This is a genomic window from Halorubrum coriense DSM 10284, assembly GCF_000337035.1.
Taxonomy (GTDB): domain Archaea; phylum Halobacteriota; class Halobacteria; order Halobacteriales; family Haloferacaceae; genus Halorubrum; species Halorubrum coriense.
This window is the reverse complement of the sequence record NZ_AOJL01000011.1, coordinates 13,371-29,477: the sequence shown is the minus strand read 5'-3', so window position 1 is coordinate 29,477 and position 16,107 is coordinate 13,371. Positions and strand designations below refer to the sequence as shown.

Sequence of the window (16,107 nt, the reverse complement as noted above, 5' to 3'; positions counted from 1 at the left end):
CAGTCGCTACGAGTCGCTTATTACGGTGATTTCAATCACGCGAGCGGCGCCCGGCTTAACCTCATACGTTTTTTCTTTGTTATCGTAGCCATCTGGCCTAGCTTCAATATCGTATGTTCCAGGCGCAAGATCAGAGACATTGTACCAACCGGCTTGATCTGTTGTACTGCTGTTGACCGATTTCCTGGTACTGTTGTCATAGAGGTACACAGAAGCGCCAGCAACGCCAGCATCTGCGTTTGAATCAGTAACCAAGATCGACAGAGCGGCAGTTGGGTCTAAGTTGATATCGTCAACTTGTGTGGTTGTGCCATTCACACTGATAGTACGGCTTTCCGAGGCAACGTATCCATCGGCGGTAACAGAGAGTGTGTATTCGCCGGGAGGAATTTCTTCGAACGTGTAGTTTCCAATGAGATTCGTTTTAACTACTCTGTTTTCAGTCCCAATTAAAGAGATGTTCGCATCCGAGATAGCAGCATCGTTAGTCGAGTCAACCACCTGACCTTGGACACGAGAAAGCGTCGCACTATCAGCATCTGTAGAAGCGGGCACAAGCGAGATATTGATTTCGCGAGAGTCACCTGAAAGATCCCTTGTCTGGTTCTGATAGCCATCTGCGCTGGCCTTAAGTGTCAAATTCGATAGTCGCGCTTTGGAGACGGTGAAAGCATATTGCGGTTGGCTCGCGTTTTTCACGACGGCCCCAGTCTCGTTATTGAGGGTAACGTAAACATTGCGAGTAGAAGAATTAAGCGGGTTACCGGTCGTGCTGTCAATAACTACACCGGTGATATTAGCTTGTGAAGACGTCTGCCCACTGCCATTAGTTGCGCCAATGAATCCGAAAACGCCGAAGTAAATCGCAGCAAACAACACGAGTAGGACGGCAGCACCAACAGCTACGTACAATCCAACTTTCGGCGGTACCAGATAATCATCATCTGACCCGCTTGCGCTTGTTCTAAGGTCGGAACTCGTCGTCGACGCTTTGAGCGCCGGAACGCTACTTTGGATTCGATCTCGTATCTCCCCATTCGAGAGGCCGTGTTCGCGTGAGAGTGTCTCAACCGACTCGCGAATTGACGCAATCTCCTGTTTAATATGCTTATCGCGGAGCGACCGAGACGTCGACTCCCATCTGGCCTCTGTTTCGCCAAGTGGTGTAATGCCGCGGGTTCCATTTGGTGTGACGACGAAATCAAATGTTGAGAGCACATCAGCGTCTTCCGAGTCGGCGATTGCCGCCTGATCGTACTCATCGAGGTACTCGCTGAGCAGGCCAATGGCGTTGCGTTCATCTTGGACACCGACCACCACAGGCTGCCGAGAGCTGATGAGTTTAGAGAGAATACCCTGTTCTGTACTGCCTCCAGGAAGAGCAGTATTCCCGCGTTTCAGGTCCCGGTACACCTGCATCTCTTCTGAGGAGTCATCGATCGAATACCCCCACTCAGACTCGACACGTGTTGTGAGATCAGTGATGAGGTCTTGGAGCGGTGTTGAGGAATCATCGACGGAGTAGACAGCGTAGAACTGCTCCGTGCGAGCGTTCCGCGTTTCGCGGGCGCGGAAAAACAGGCTTATTTCGCGTCGGTGATCTGACCGAATGGCCAGTCGAACACCGCCGTAAAACAGCTCTTTGACCTGTTCGTTTGATCCCGTTGCGGTCCCATCAGGGGAATACGCATTCCCCTTCGTATCGTAAATGCGTAGTGTTGACATGCGTGGTCACCCCAGTTTCTCCAGCATTTCCTCAAAGCCGACCGTCATCACGTTCCCGTTCCGGTCGCGCATCGGCACGCGTTCGCCGTCATCGTTCACTGTCGTTTCGTAGTACACCGGATGGATTTCCGAACCAGAAGTGTCTTGCACGAGCGTTCGTACTGCTTGGTTATTTTCGACGAGCGTGTCATTCACGTACTGGCGGAAGTCCTCGAAGTACTGGTGTGGGTCAAGCGCTTGCTCATCCTCAAACTGCTGTGCGAGAATGTCTGATTTCGTCGCCACCAACAGGACATCCTTGTTTTCAGCTGAATCGAGGATGTCGAAGTACGGCTCAATCCCGAGCGGTTCGTTGTTGTGGTACCGCTCAACGTCGATCACGAGAATGAGTGTGTTCGCCGCTCGAACCCGGTCGGCAAGCAACTGGACCGTAGAGTTGTCGATCTCGGTGTCGGGGCTCATCAGTGCGCCCGGAAGTTCTTCGAGATACTCACCAGCGTAATCGAGACTCGACAGCTCGATGTTCTTCGGGAAGACACGTCCGTTGACGAAGCGGAACTGTAGGTCCTCTACCTCCGTCGCACCCGTTGAGTCGAGCTCCCAGCCAGCGCTTTTGGTTGCGGCATCGAGTCGGCCGACGAGCTCCATCAGGTCACCGCTCGGGTTTAGCGGCGTGTCGCTTTTCCTGTCGACTGCGTCATCAAGCGCGGCGAGATACTTCCCGACCAAAAATAGCGACTTGCCAGACCCCGGCGGTCCAAGCACGAAGAAGTTCTCAGAGGAGTCGTAGGTAACGAACCGACGAAGGGTCACAACGAACACCCCAGCCATTAGAGCGTTCGTTGTGAGTCCGTTCCACGCGACTGAGATGGTCGGTTCCGGTGTGATGATTTCTACTGTGCCACCCGACGGGTCAATGAACTGCGGGAAATTGACATGGAACTCAACCAGTCCGACGAGGACGATAGCAGTGATCAAATAGAACAGAATACTCGCGGATCGGCGGAATTCAAGTGCGGAGGTTGTTCGAACCTCCATAAGCTGTTTGCCGCCGCCGACGACGGTTCCGCCGACGAGCCCGGCACCGAGCCATGCCACGTTGGCGGTGAAATCGATGTTTGGGATGAAGAGCCCAATAGAGAGCAGTCCAATAAGCGCAGAGCCTGTTCCAAGCCAGAGCAGCGCACCTTGGACCCGCTTTTTGGGGTCGATTGTCATGAGCGCAAGCAAGCCGAGGTAGATCCCGAACACCGCAGCTGAGAACTGTTCAAGTGAAATCGATAAGAGTGGATCTAACGAAAGGATCAGCGGCCGGAACACATCAGAGGCGATCCACGCCTCGCCAAGCGTCAAGAACAGCGGGCCGGCGACAACGACCATGATGAGAAAGTACACCCCGAGGAAGAACTTCTCGCCGTGCTCCTCAAGGAACGTGACAGGTGAGTCCATTGGAGTTATTCCTCCTCGCCTCCATCAGCAGAAGCGGTGAAGTCAGTTCGACTGATGTGTTCATCAAGAAGGTCGGCCTTGATATCGCCTTCATCCCTCAAGAAGAACTCCACATCGTCGGGATGCTCGAGGTTCAACACCGAGTCACGTTTGACGAAGTAGCCCTTGTCGAGACCGTACGCGTGGTGGACGAGAATATCGGTCTCGTCTGACTGTTTTTTCGATTCGTACCCATTCCGGTAGCCGTCGGCTTCGATCTCCGCCCGGAGGTTATCGAGGAAGATGCCATCAATGAAGATCCCCAACCCGACATCCCAACTGCCGCCCGCCTCAACCGGGAAGGAGGCGTAGTTTTCGCCGCCTGCGCCGAGATTGTACGCCCCCTGGAACTCGGATTTTAGATCGGCGACATCGTTGATCTGCTCGATCGCTCGGCTCATCACGCCAACGACGATGTTCATCTCGTTGTATCGCGCACGGTCGCCACTGATCCGGCGCCGACGGATTCCGGTGTAGCGGGGATTGTGTGCGTTCCGGGCGAGTTCCTCAAGTGAACCACGCAGTCGCTGCCGTTCGGTCTCGTCGTCGAAGATCTTGCTCTCGGCGATATCGGTGTCGTCTCTAAGTTGGAGGATGTCGTTTGGCTGAACAGTTTTGACGTAACTGTACTCTTCGGTCTCAGTTGCGACTGAGGAGTTCTTCTCGGCGTTGTACTCTTCACGAAGCTGCTTATAGGACTCTTGGGAGTTCAAGAATGAGTCCCGAGGTCCGTTTAGTTCCTCAAACAGCGTGACGGTCGCATCGTAGAGATCTGACTCGACCTTTGCGGTTTCCAGATCCGATTCGAGATCGTCACGACGCCGCTCAATATCTGCCGTTTCGACAATCTCGTCGCGAACAAGTTCTTCGAACTGGCGAGTGAGTTGGTCGAAGCCGACCCCCGACTCAAGATCGCGTTCTAGTTCGTCGATCGCCGCCCGGTGCTGCTCATCGAGTTCGGAGCGCGTTCGCGAGATGATCTCCTGTTGGCGCTGGTCAAGCTCCCGTTCAATAAGGTGTTTGAGTTCGGTGACTGAGAACTGGACCTCAATCGACAGATTGCTGCCCGCCCGCGACATTTTGAACACCTCCGCTTCATCAAGCTGACTGCGCTTGCGCCTGTAGTTCTTTTCAGCCTTCTTTCGTTCCTCTTCGCTGGAGGAGTCCCACGGGAGGATGGATTCAATCGTTCCCTCCTCTTGATTCATCGTGAGGAACGACTCCTTTGCGTCTGCGAGGTCCGCGAGCGACGAGTTAATCCGGCGTTCGATATCCGTTGTGTCAACGCCGACAGTGTCGAACTCGTTGCTGATATCGTCGAGTGCCGTCCGAACAGCACTGTCGTTAACAGACTCGACCTGATCAGGATCCTCTGCGTTCTCCACAGCACGTGCGAAGGACTCTAGTCCGTTCCGAAGGTCACCGACCAGTTCCTCGACGGCCATCGACTGGCAGTCGTTGTACTCTCGATATAGCGGTTCGGCCGCGTTCTTCCACGTTGCGACCCGGCGGTCAACCTCGTCTTGCTGTTCCCGCTTGCGGGTCTCCAGTTCAGCTTCGGCCTCCTCGAGTTCCGACTGGAGTCGATCTCGGCGGTCGACGACCTCGTCACGTTTCGCTTCCAACCGATTGATGCGGACGCCGGGGTTGATTCCCTCGTCTTCGACAGCAAGCAAGTAACTGATCGTCCCCTCAACGCGGTTGTTGTCGATCGACCGGAGCCGGACGAGCAGGTCCTTGCGGTGAGCAATACGGTTCAGTTCCGTGTCGATGATGTCGGCCAGCTGCTTGTCGATGCTATCGACGTACTGTTCGTTATCACCGATCCGCGCAGTGCCCGCCCGAATCGAACCAGCGATGACGTTGATCCGGTCGAGGATGTCATCGGTTTCGGCCTCGGCTTCCGAGATGATCTCGCGGTAAGCAGAGATGGACTCGTACTCAAGTTCGGTGAAGATGTCGAGTTCGGTGAGCGACCAGACGTTATCAAGCCGGGTCTCGAGATCCGTCCGGTCAGAGTCGTGGAGTTCGCCCTCCATCTCGTCTGGGCTCCACTCTCGCGAGAGGAATCGGTCGACACCGGTGTATACGTCCTCTTCGGCTTCTAATGCGTCCTGTTTCGCGTTGAGAATCTCTTTGGTGACAGTCTTCGCGTCTTGGATAGCGTCGACGTTGTACCGGAGGACCTGCGGGACACCCATGATGAAGGGTGCGTAGGAGGGCGTGTCCGCGAACGGGTCCTCCATGTCCATCATGTTGTAGTACGAGGTGATGAGGTAGACCGCAGCCCTGTCGAACTCGACAAGTGCGTCAGAACTCTGGATAAGGTTCCCTTTCTTGCCGCCGAAGCCAGTCGGATCGATGGGAATGAGGATCCTGTCTTTGAACAGGTCTTCTCCTTGGAGGCTCATGTACTCCAACTCCGAAAGGACGGCGTGTGCGTTCGCACTTTCTGCGTCGCCTTCCTCGTCGTTGGGGAGCACCCCGAAAAGGGTGATCTCGGCGGTCCGCTTCGTCCGCTTGAGGTGTTTGACTAAGTCGATGAAGATCCCTGAGCCAGAACCGCCGCCGAGTCCGGCGACGACAGCGACTTTTCCGCGGTTCGGGAGATCAATCGACGTGCGGACACTATCATCTTCGGCGTAGGATTTGTAGTACAGTCCCTTTCCGAGTCCTCGTTTCCTGACAACACCGGTAGCGAAGTCGAGATTCTCGTTAATGAACTCAGGTTTAAGCCACCAATTTTCCTCGTCGATGCCAACTCCCGCCGCAATCCGTGGCACCGCCTCCGCCCCGATCAGATCGTTTTGATCGTGGAGTTGGATGTTCTGAGTCAGTGGCAGGTAATCGATGTTGATCTCGCCGAGTCGGCCCTCCTGTGTCGCGTCTGCTCGGAGGCGCTCTCTGGTCTCTTGGATCGAATCCCGGATTTGTTGGATTCGTTCGAGATCTCTGTTTTCTTCTTCTTCAGCCGTGTCGATCACGGTCACGGTCAGCGTTCGCGGATTTCGGCGCGGCTGAAGCACAGATTCCTGAACCCAGTCTGCTTCTAAGAGTTCGTAGGTGATTGCCTTCCCAGCACCACCCACGGCGAATATCCGACTTGGTAAGTTCATCCTAACGTACCCACACACGAAATATCGTTCAATAAACTATTCGGTGTTGTCCATACTGGCTGACAGTCTCAGCAGAGTAAACTACAATGATATAGTTTATACTCTGTTTGTGAGATTATCGCCTCAATAGCTGGTAAGTACGCGTTAACACTGTCGGAGACTCAGTAGGCTGGTTATTTGTGATCGCGCGGGCAGCAGCTAAGCATTGAGACGCGAAACAGAACACTGCTAGGGAAATGACTGGTTCATCACGCAATCTGGAGTGGCAGACGACAGCGCAGACACCGCAAACACAGAGGTGAGCATCGATACAGGGACCGAAATAGACGAGTGGTCAGTCAAACATATCCGACATCTCGATGCTGAGTAGTGTCAGTGGACGGGTCTCGGCTATATCGTACTTCAGACAGAGATATCTATCGACGAAATGAGCAGTTGAATAATTCCAACGACGTCTTCAGCGAACAGACTGGAATGACAGTGGACGCCTGATAGGAGAGTAGCTCACGGATCAGGCAAGCCCTCACACGAGAGGTAACAGCGCGAGCAAGTGAGTTTTTATGTACTCAACGAGTTAGGGGGACAATTAGCGGGCCAAAACTTACAGCTAACTTCGATGATGGGTATATTGGCGAAAAACGCATGACGTGGCGCAGTTAGCTGGGTCAGATACGACTGATAATAGTAATAATAAAGACCAACTCACGACGGCTGTGAGCACAGTATCGACATCTCTCAGCATGGAGGCGTGTCCCACCACAAACCCGCTGGGCAGATCAGTATACTGGCCACTAAGAGACCTGCTGGTGGTTCCACACAACGTCTCGCTGATACCGTTCTCACGGTTCACAATTCACCGGGTAGACAAAGTGTACGATCCGACAAGAGATGAGTACCACCTACGCCAGCGACCATACTCGTCGTTCCAGGGTACAACGAGACAACTCGGATCGGCACGACGGTCGTGGAACTCACTGATGAGTACTCGGTGTTGGTGGTCGATGATGGGGCCACGGATGCTACTGTCTCAGAGGCTCGACCCGCGGGCGCAACCGTCGACGAGCGGCCACAAAATCAGGAATTTGAACTTTGCGTAAATCCGTAGTCGGCTTGATCGCGTCGGCGCGAAACTGTTGATAGGGTGTCAAACTCGTAATTGTCGGTGGTGTTCCACCACGACAGGAAGGTCAGTGTCGTAACTGCCTCGGCGTTCAACATTCCGTTGGTGGCCAGTGTTTCGACAGTTGGGGGAGTCCATGGCGACTCGGTGCTACTCTCAAGATCACCAAGTGTTTCGACTCCAGCGTCAGCTAATGCCTCCGTTTCCAATTTGGGGATCACCGGTAACGCACTGAGTGTTGTGGAGGCTAACTCTCGATCAGGTTGGACGCTCACTTCTACAGTCGGAGTGAGCAGGTCGTCGCTTTCTTCGAGAATCGCCATGGCTTCCTCAAAGTTATTCCGTGCCTGACGGAACCGAATTCGAGCGAGCGTTTGGCTTCCTTGTACATAAGCGACAATCGCTACCTGAAAACTCTGTTCAGCTGCGTCCAACAGCTCAATGAGAGTGTCGCGTTGTTTACTGCGGGCTTTGATTGCCTCCAAGTCAGTACGTACTGAGTCGATAGCGGTCTCGATTGTGGTACGCCTCTCCGTGGATCCGGTATCAAGTTGCTTGAGGGCAGCCTGATACTGAGTGAGGGCTTTGTTGTAGGCGTCGACTGCCTCAGTGTAGTTGGCAGTTTTTCTGGCAGAGATGGCTGTGTCAACGGCTGTCTCCGCTTCGGAGCGAAGTGTATCGATATCTGCGGATCCGTCGGTTTCAGACTCTTCTGTGGAGGGCACCGACTGGGTTGTCTCAGAATCTGATGTTGGAGACGATTGCGTCTTGGATTCATCAGGAGAGTTTTCTGCTGAGTTCTGGCTCCGTTTATGTAGTACATATGTCCCACCAACGGCACTGACGATGCCAACACCACCAACGGTGAGCAGTTCGGTATTGTCCCGCAGTGTAGACAGATACGAGGCGGATGCTGGAATGGTGATTGACTGGTTGGCATACCGCCAATCGTCGTGGTGTCCCAGAGACCCAAACAGGACACGAGAGTCATCACTCGAGCCCTCAACCTCAGAACCTATTGCGTATAGGTTACCATCACCACTCCCGACGAAGATGGTTCCATCAACCACTATTGGCGACGAAAGCCCCATCGTGGCGGTGGGAGAACTCCACTGTTGAGCGCCCGTGTTTGTATCTACCGCATAGAGATTTCCAGTCTCACTCCCAACGAAAACCAGATCATCAACCACCGTTGGCGATGACAGTCTATCGCCAATCGAGAAGACCCACTGTTGGTTTCCTGTTTCTTCATCCACCGCGTAGAGAGTGCCTTCAGCACTCCCAACAAAGACAGTCCCGTCAGCAACTGTTGGAGATGACCTGATCGGCGCGCCAGTTTCGGCGGCCCATTGTTCGTCGCCTGTCTCCGCATCTACCGCATAGAGGGTTTCGTTACCACTCACAAAAAAGACAGTTCCATCCCTCACTGTTGGCGACGAGTGGACACCCCCAGTAGTCACAAACTGCCACTGTTGATCACCAGTTTCCGCATCTACCGCATAGAGAGACCCACCCGTGATGAAGACAGTCGAGTCAGCCACGACCGGCAGTATCGAAACAACGTTCGCTTTGAATTGCCACTGCTGTTTGCCTGTTTTTACATCCACCGCATAGAGGTTCTGATCAGCACTCCCAACAAACACTGTCTTCTCAGCCACTGTCAGTGATCCACGAACGAGATCGCCAGTGTTGAAAAACCACTGTTCGTCACCTGTCTCGGCGTTCACTGCGTAGAGATATCCGTCATCACTCCCGAAGAAGTCGATTCCATCCACCACCGCCGGCGACGAGTTGACCCACCCGTCGGTTTCGAACGCCCACTGTTGATCACCGGTTTCGACATTCACTGCGTAGAGGTGCTCGTCTTTGCTCCCGATGAAGGCAGTCCCATCAACGACTGTTGGCGATGACTGAATTGAATCGCCAGTTTCGAAGACCCACCGTTGGTTACTGCGAGTTTCCGGGTCAACTGTCTGGCCAGCATAGCGCCAATCATCGTGGTGTCCTAACGTTCCAAGCATCGCACGAGAGCCCACACTTGAGGCGTTACCACCGGTATCTATTGCGTAGAGACCCCCGTCATAACTTCCGACAAAGGCGGTTCCATTAACCACTGTTGGCGATGACAAGACGGTGCCAACTTCAGCGGTCCACTGCTGATCGCCCGTATTCGCATCTATCGCGTAGAGGTTCCCATCAGAACTCCCGACGAAGACACGCTCAGCAACTATCGTCGGTGATGAATTGATCCAGTCATCCGTTTCAAGATTCCACTGTTCAGTACCAGTGTCAGTGTCTACTGCGTAGAGACGGTTGTCAGCACTCCCAAAGAAAACGCTCCCATCGGCCACTGTTGGTGATGTACTAATCAAGTCGCCGGTGTCGAAAGTCCACTGTTGATTGCCCGTGTTTGTATCCACCGCATAGAACCTGCTGTCAAGGCCGCCGATGAAGACCGTCCCGTCACTCACTGTTGGTGAAGATGAGATCCCATCACTCGTTTCAAACCGCCACTGTTGTTCACCTGATTCGACATCTACCGCATAGAGGGCGTTGTCAAGACTTCCAACAAAGGCGGTTCCATTAACCACTGTTGGGGATGAGCGGACCCAGCCACTGGTTTCAAAACTCCACTGTTGCTCACCCGATTCAGCATCCACCGCGTAGAGGTTTCCATCGTTGCTTCCAGCGAGTACGGACCCATCGACCACGACTGGTGACGAGAGGATATCATCGCCAGTGACGAACGCCCACTGTTGCTCGCCCGATTCAGTATCTACCGCATATAGATGTGAATCACGACTTCCGACGAAGGCGACTCCATCGACGACTGTCGGCGATGAAAGGATCGCATCGTTCGCGCTGAATGCCCACTGCTTTTGCCCTGTTGTAGCCTCCACCGCGTACAGATTCCTATCACGACTCCCAACGAAAACAGATCCATCAGAGACAGTTGGTGAGGAGTACACCCGGCCGGTTTCGAATACCCACTGTTGATCACCGGAGTCGCCGGCGACCGTAGAAGCACTAGTACTGAAGATGGCAAGTGTGGTGAGACCACTGACCGTTTGTAGAGCCCGGCGACGAGTTGTTTCAAGACGTCTGGATCCCGAACGGTCGTTCATGTCTTCGTGATTGTCTTTTGAACTGATAAATACACAGTATCAGTCACTGGTCGCTCTTCATATTTCACGGCGGTTCTGACATTGTGTGGATTGGGAGGCAGTTAGGTCAACAGAGATTCGACTGTGCGGACGGCTAGTTCACAACGAATGAACAGAGCGAACGAGAAGATTTGATAGTGGTTCACGGACGACTGTTTGTGCCAGAATTGACATAGACTTTCTGAGATATTCTGCGACAGGGTGGTGTGACCGGTTCTTCGCGAAGAAGACAATCACCTCCCGTGGCTCCGCCCTGAAACTGGTTCCGCTGGTCTCTCTTCTCCCGACAGTTGGAAGGTTATTATTACTATTATCAGTCGTACTGGCGGCCCCATCATGGCCGCGACGTCTCTCAATTAGCCCCCTCATTATACCCGTGATACCCCTCATTCCCAACGTGGCCCGCTCATCGATCCCGCTCATTCACAGCATCCGCTCAGGATCGCCGAGATCCGAAACAGCACACAGCACAACTGACTCGTTGAGAGTCGATCAAAGACAAAATAGAATAGATAATAATTCAGATATATTGACACCGACACCACCCGGCGTGTGGTAGTCACACTGACGCTTGTGCGCGTTCAAACGGGTATCGCCACGTTCGGTTTTCGAGGTCGTCACTATGGATGCTTGAGAGCGTTCCAGGGAACGCAGACTTCAGACTCGGGGCGAAATTACCGGCAATCGGCTCCGTGGTTTGGTGACGAAGCCACGCGATAAACGCAGATTCAACCGCAGCGTAGGTGAGCGAGCGGTCGGGATCTGAGACGGTATACGTCACAAAAAACTCGATCGCAGCGTCCCGATCGCGAGTCGTGAGTTGTGGGCGATCCCACCGGGCTTGTGGCCGGTATTCACGGAAGTCGTCTCCGTTCATAGTCAGAACTGTGGCGAACTCAAGACCGCCTGTAAGCCACGTCGGGACAGCTGGCGGGTAGACAAATTCGAACGCCTCGAAACATGCTTCATTGGTTTTGTAGATGCGCTGGTCGCCGTCGACAGGGTTTGTGACAGTGAAGAGCCCATCACGATGAGAGACCTGCGGGAACGCAGCCGTGATCGTGGTGAACTCCTCATCAGGGGCAGTGCGTGCTCGCACAGTACCGCCATGATGATATTCGAGCTCTCCCGCAGGCGTGAGTACCCACTCGCTCGTTGCTGGCAGTCGATGGACAGGCGTGTCAAGCGTCTTCGGTAGTCGAATCGATTGGGTGTACAGTCGTGTCTTCCCGTCGGTGCGGATGAACGGCTGTTGGAGACAATCCCGTGCGCGAGCGGCAACTTCGGTTGCGTCTGTGACTACCGTGAGTCGGTCGGTTGTTGACGACTGATGGACGTCAGCGGCGACCGCAATCAGGTCGCCACGAACAAACTGTGGGTCCGTTAAGATGACACAGCGATGCGTCTGGTCTGGGTACACCGCGGTGAAGTCCTCGAACGGACTGGCGTGGTCGTCGGTGATGTTCCCACCGTGTTCACGGACCCATTCGAGAGCAGTCCGACCAAGTGAGGATTCAATCTCGAGTTCCTCAGCAGTCGGAAGGGGAGCCGATGGCGGCGGCGACGCTGCCGGCGGCGTTGGCTTCCGGAGGGTGTACTGAGGGGTAATCCGTGGTGGTGCGCGACCGAATTTGTCCCACGGTGAGAGGTAGTACGTTTGTTCTCGCAGCCCACAGAACTCTGGCAAGAGTTCTGTATTGAGCCGAATCCATGGAAGTACCCCATGTTGGGCGTACGTCGGTGTGAGTGGGGCCGCAGGTGGGTGGTCAGAGAACAACGCCTCATACTCTGTTGGGGTCCGTGAGAGCGTGCGAGCGGACGCAATCGTGGAGATTTCTGCAGCCGCTCCGTGCTCGTGTGTCACCATCGGAGCGGGTGGCCCAGACAGGCGGGTTTCTGTATGCTGTTCCCAGCCGTGATCGAAGATGAACTCACGGTTTGTCGTGAGATTGAATGCGTCGAAGGGCGCTGTAATACTAGGCGCATCCTGATGATAGTGGGCGTCAGCCGCGGCCGTGTTGGTGGCCACAGTCGGTGAAAAGTCTGCGATGCGGATGCTCACCTCAACACAGTCACTCTCGAATCGACCGACGATGAGTTGGATCGCATGTGGCCGAATGTTGGCGGCGATCTCGAGCAGTTGTTCGAACGGTGTTGGCGTCGACGTCCGAGCGCGATCAACTGGACGATCGCGTGTTGTGAGCAGTCGGTGGACAGGCACGGGTGTGTTGCCGAGTGGTGCTGGGTCGACCTCGACAATCGTGATGCCGACTTCGAGTGGGAGTTCATCGTTGGCAATGCTGGCAAGTGTCTCAGTGCTCGCGTCCGAGTGTGTGGTCGATCGCGAGCGGAGCAGATACCGCTCACGATGGTGTCCAGAGACCGCAAGCAACGTGACAGCATCGAGATGCTCGTCGAAAAGCGCCCGATGGATCACCCGCGCGAGGAGTCGTGAGATGGGCGTCCCATGATATCCAGCTGGTGACTTGCTGGTGGTGACGAGCTCGACAGCAGACCACGGCGCAGCGGGATGACTACCCGTTGCGATGTGTTTCATTCCGCCTCGTCGGTGTCAATCTCGACGTCGGCTACCGACGTCTCTGTGAGCGTTTCGGAGAGGTCGGTGAGTCCTTCTTCAACACCCGGGCGGTGAGGCGTGTCGATCTCTGGGGGGATGACCCAGTCGTATCCAGGGTAGTGCGGATTGCGGTTGTTGGTGCCGCCTTTCTTCGCGTCTTTGATCTCGTCGGGGAGCGCTTGGACGATGATCGATCCCGGTGGAGTATCGTGGGCTGAGGCGGCGGTGTAGTAGTGTTGGGCCCACGTTTGGAGTGCTCCCGACGAGATGCGCGTGTCCTCGCGTTCACACATGAGTTGCTCGGTGAACGTTTCGAGACAGCCACGATGTCGCTTCATCTTGCCGGCGCTGTCAGGCGTATCCCAGTCCGGGAAGTCGGAGTAGACGTCAATGCCACCCGCTCCGGTACGGTACGCAACTGTCGCGAAATGAAGGTAGTTGCCACAGATGGGAATGTGTGGGAGCGGAATCCGTGTCCACTCTGAGTTGAGCGTCTCTGGTTCGTTGTACGTCTCAATGACCGCTCCGTCTGCATCCTCAACGCGGTGGACGCCGTCGACCTCCTGATAGAAGTGGGTGTCCCACGAGAACTCACCGACGTCACCGCCAGGTGCGCCGCCTGCGATACGCTCGCCGTTGACGCGGGCGACAATCCGGTCGCGACCAAACAGCTCCCAGGTGGTTGTGGTACTGCCTTTCATCACCGGAATGCGGTCGTCGGGACAGCGCACTGGCCTTGTGCGGTTGTACAGCCGAACACCGCCATCATCTCGGTCTGAGAGGTTGTCGTTGTACGGCTGACTGAGGTGGCTAAAGCCCCGTTTTGCGCTTTTTCGTGAATCATAGACGAAGATGACGTGCCGACCCATGGCGTAGGCGCGGTCAGCGTTGACGAGTGTGGTCGACGCCTTTGTTTTGTTATGGAGTTCAGCTTCAACAGAGACGTATGAGGCGTCAACAGTCAGCGGGATCGTACTAATCTCACCGGTCTCTGTGTGGAGTTCGATATCCGGCAGCGACTTGCTGTTTTGGGTGATTTCGTAAATCTCATCGCCGCCTTCGGTGAAGATGTCAACAATCGACTGGACGTGTCCGTGGTGTGCAATGCTGCCGGTGTTTGCGAGCGTCTCGTCGGGGACGTGGATGAGCTCATCATTGTCGCCATAGTTTGGCGCTGTTGAGCCGTATGTGTTGAGTATCTCTTCTGTGTGGAACTTAGGCGGTTCACGCCCTGGAACGACCCCCCACGGGTTGGTCTTCCAGCGTAATCGAACCAGGCCAGTGAGTTGTGCTACGAACGGTCCCGTAATATCGAATCGAGCATAGCGGTTGAGTTCTTTTTTGAGCAGTGTGTCCCACGTTGCGTTCGCAGACAGCATGTGCCAGTAATCGGATTTGCCAAGTACGATCTCTTTCACTTGGTCCGCTTCACGCCGTGCCTGCGATCTTGATTTGCGCGATGTTACCATTTCATCAGTATAACTTGCGCTGGCGAACGATTCACCGTTGATTTTCTCGGTGTACTCGGTTTCCCAGTACCGGTCAGTGAGTCCCCGGAAGTTGGAGGTGAGGTTGTACGCGCCGAACGTCGTCGCCAGATCAAATGGGTGGCCACGTTCAGCGATCTTAACGAAGTCCTCTCGACCGGTAAAGACGAACTGAGGTGGATACGTCGCAAGCCGAACGGCGGCAGTGTACTGGCCATCTTGTTTCGGTTTAAGAAGTGTTTGATAGACGAATGCTACTGAGTGCTCACGTAGTGTGTTAAACGTCGTCGCGAGCACGTCGACACCGCTCGTGCCAACGGGATTGACCACGTGATCTTTACGGAGATGAAGCCGAGACACGTTGACTGGGGTGGTACCGAGTGGAGACAGATCGAGAGACCCACGTTCAACGGTACATTCCTCAGGAACGTATTTTTGAATCGCTTTGGTGAGTTTGTTGGCGCCCGCCTCATGGGTCCTGTCGACAAAATCGCCGACCGTGCTCTGGTTGGTACTTCGGGCGTCATTCCGTTTTGGCTCGATGCTCAAGATGAGTTCTAAGCCAACCGGACCAGGGTACTGGAGTACTTCGAACTGATTGATTCCACCGGCGGTTTCCTTCCGGACTTCTTCGATGACTTGGGTGATACACCCGCGGATGTAGTCCGGAAGGGTTTCGAATTCGTCTTCGATAATGGGGAGTCGAATCCGAAAAGCCGAGCGTCGTTGGGGCTTGTCTTTAGGTGGTTCGAACCGAGCGCGTGTGCTGGGCCCGAACTTCTCGTCTGGCAGGGTGTCTGGGGTAGAGGAGTCTTCTTGGTCGTTTTCAGCGCGGTCGTCGTCAGTTTGGGGGGATTCTGGGGTTGCGGCCATTTAGCGGGGGCACAGGAGGGCGTCGTTGCTCAGGGCGGCGGTTCGAGATGTGGAGTGTGGGTGTTGTTGTGTGTAGCTCACGGTGAGTCTGTGTTGGGTAGTCAGCGAAGTCGGTCCGATTGGTGTGTTTGTGTCGAATAAAGAATGTGAATTAATTGTTGCTCTCAAAATATCGGGGGTGAGAAACGGGGAGGGGGTTCGGGTGATAAGGGTAGAGATTCTGGAGGATGTATCGGTGGTACTCTGGAGTACAGCTTACAGCGGGCGGCTCGTTCAGTGAACAGGGCAGGCTCCATGCCTGTGCGCTGCTCCGGCCGTCGGCCGAGAGCGAGTACCAGCTGAGCGAGGAGGGGAACCTGTTGGTGCGGGCGGGCTACGAGGTCGAGACTGTGCGGCTGGGTGAGCGCGTGAACACGCCGGAGGACGTGGGGCAGGCGAAAGAGTTACTCCGTGGGGTGTGATGACTCTCGGGAGTTCGGAGGACATCCCCGTTCGGGAGCCGAGACGGAACCACTCAGTTCGTCCGTTCGTCGTGGGCATGTTCTCGTATATCTGA

General features: G+C 54.9%; 9 protein-coding genes. 2 read left to right on the top strand and 7 right to left on the bottom strand.

What is annotated here, in order from left to right; genetic code table 11:
• Positions 1 to 6: 6 nt before the first annotated feature.
• The 3 genes from C464_RS17095 to C464_RS01625 are packed head-to-tail and all read right to left on the bottom strand — an operon-like array spanning position 7 to position 6,329.
• Positions 7 to 1,725 (bottom strand): MSCRAMM family protein, encoded by a 1,719-nt coding sequence (locus C464_RS17095; protein WP_080510373.1) that lies wholly within the window; start codon positions 1,723 to 1,725, stop codon positions 7 to 9.
• A 6-nt stretch (positions 1,726 to 1,731) separates the two neighbouring features.
• Positions 1,732 to 3,174, bottom strand: a complete 1,443-nt coding sequence (locus C464_RS01630) for a hypothetical protein (RefSeq protein WP_006111751.1) — start codon at positions 3,172 to 3,174, stop codon at positions 1,732 to 1,734.
• Between the two features lie 5 nt (positions 3,175 to 3,179).
• Positions 3,180 to 6,329 (bottom strand): tubulin-like doman-containing protein, encoded by a 3,150-nt coding sequence (locus C464_RS01625; RefSeq protein WP_080510372.1) that lies wholly within the window; start codon positions 6,327 to 6,329, stop codon positions 3,180 to 3,182.
• 964 nt (positions 6,330 to 7,293) lie between these two features.
• On the opposite strand from C464_RS01625, the gene C464_RS19515 reads away from it, so the two are divergent.
• On the top strand, positions 7,294 to 7,434 hold the full coding sequence (locus C464_RS19515; protein ID WP_239640164.1) for a hypothetical protein: 141 nt from the start codon (positions 7,294 to 7,296) through the stop codon (positions 7,432 to 7,434).
• Here the strand turns inward: C464_RS19515 and C464_RS01620 are convergent.
• The 4 genes from C464_RS01620 to C464_RS01610 all read right to left on the bottom strand — a co-directional run bounded on the left by C464_RS01620 (position 7,404) and on the right by C464_RS01610 (position 15,551).
• A complete protein-coding gene (locus C464_RS01620; protein ID WP_193366005.1) occupies positions 7,404 to 10,574 on the bottom strand; it encodes a beta-alanine-activating enzyme beta-propeller domain-containing protein in 3,171 nt (1,056 codons plus the stop codon). The genes C464_RS19515 and C464_RS01620 overlap by 31 nt on opposite strands.
• A gap of 138 nt (positions 10,575 to 10,712) precedes the next feature.
• Entirely contained in the window at positions 10,713 to 11,036 is a 324-nt protein-coding gene (locus C464_RS18295) for a hypothetical protein (RefSeq protein ID WP_152420859.1), read from the bottom strand.
• Positions 11,037 to 11,172: 136 nt separating this feature from the next.
• Positions 11,173 to 13,170 (bottom strand): hypothetical protein, encoded by a 1,998-nt coding sequence (locus tag C464_RS18290; protein ID WP_152420858.1) that lies wholly within the window; start codon positions 13,168 to 13,170, stop codon positions 11,173 to 11,175.
• On the bottom strand, positions 13,167 to 15,551 hold the full coding sequence (locus C464_RS01610) for a hypothetical protein (RefSeq protein ID WP_152420857.1): 2,385 nt from the start codon (positions 15,549 to 15,551) through the stop codon (positions 13,167 to 13,169). The genes C464_RS18290 and C464_RS01610 overlap by 4 nt, the downstream gene beginning before the upstream one ends.
• A 227-nt stretch (positions 15,552 to 15,778) precedes the next feature.
• Here C464_RS01610 and C464_RS19100 point away from each other — a divergent pair, with 227 nt between their 5' ends.
• On the top strand, positions 15,779 to 16,012 hold the full coding sequence (locus C464_RS19100; protein ID WP_006111745.1) for a hypothetical protein: 234 nt from the start codon (positions 15,779 to 15,781) through the stop codon (positions 16,010 to 16,012).
• The last annotated feature ends 95 nt before the right edge of the window (positions 16,013 to 16,107 follow it).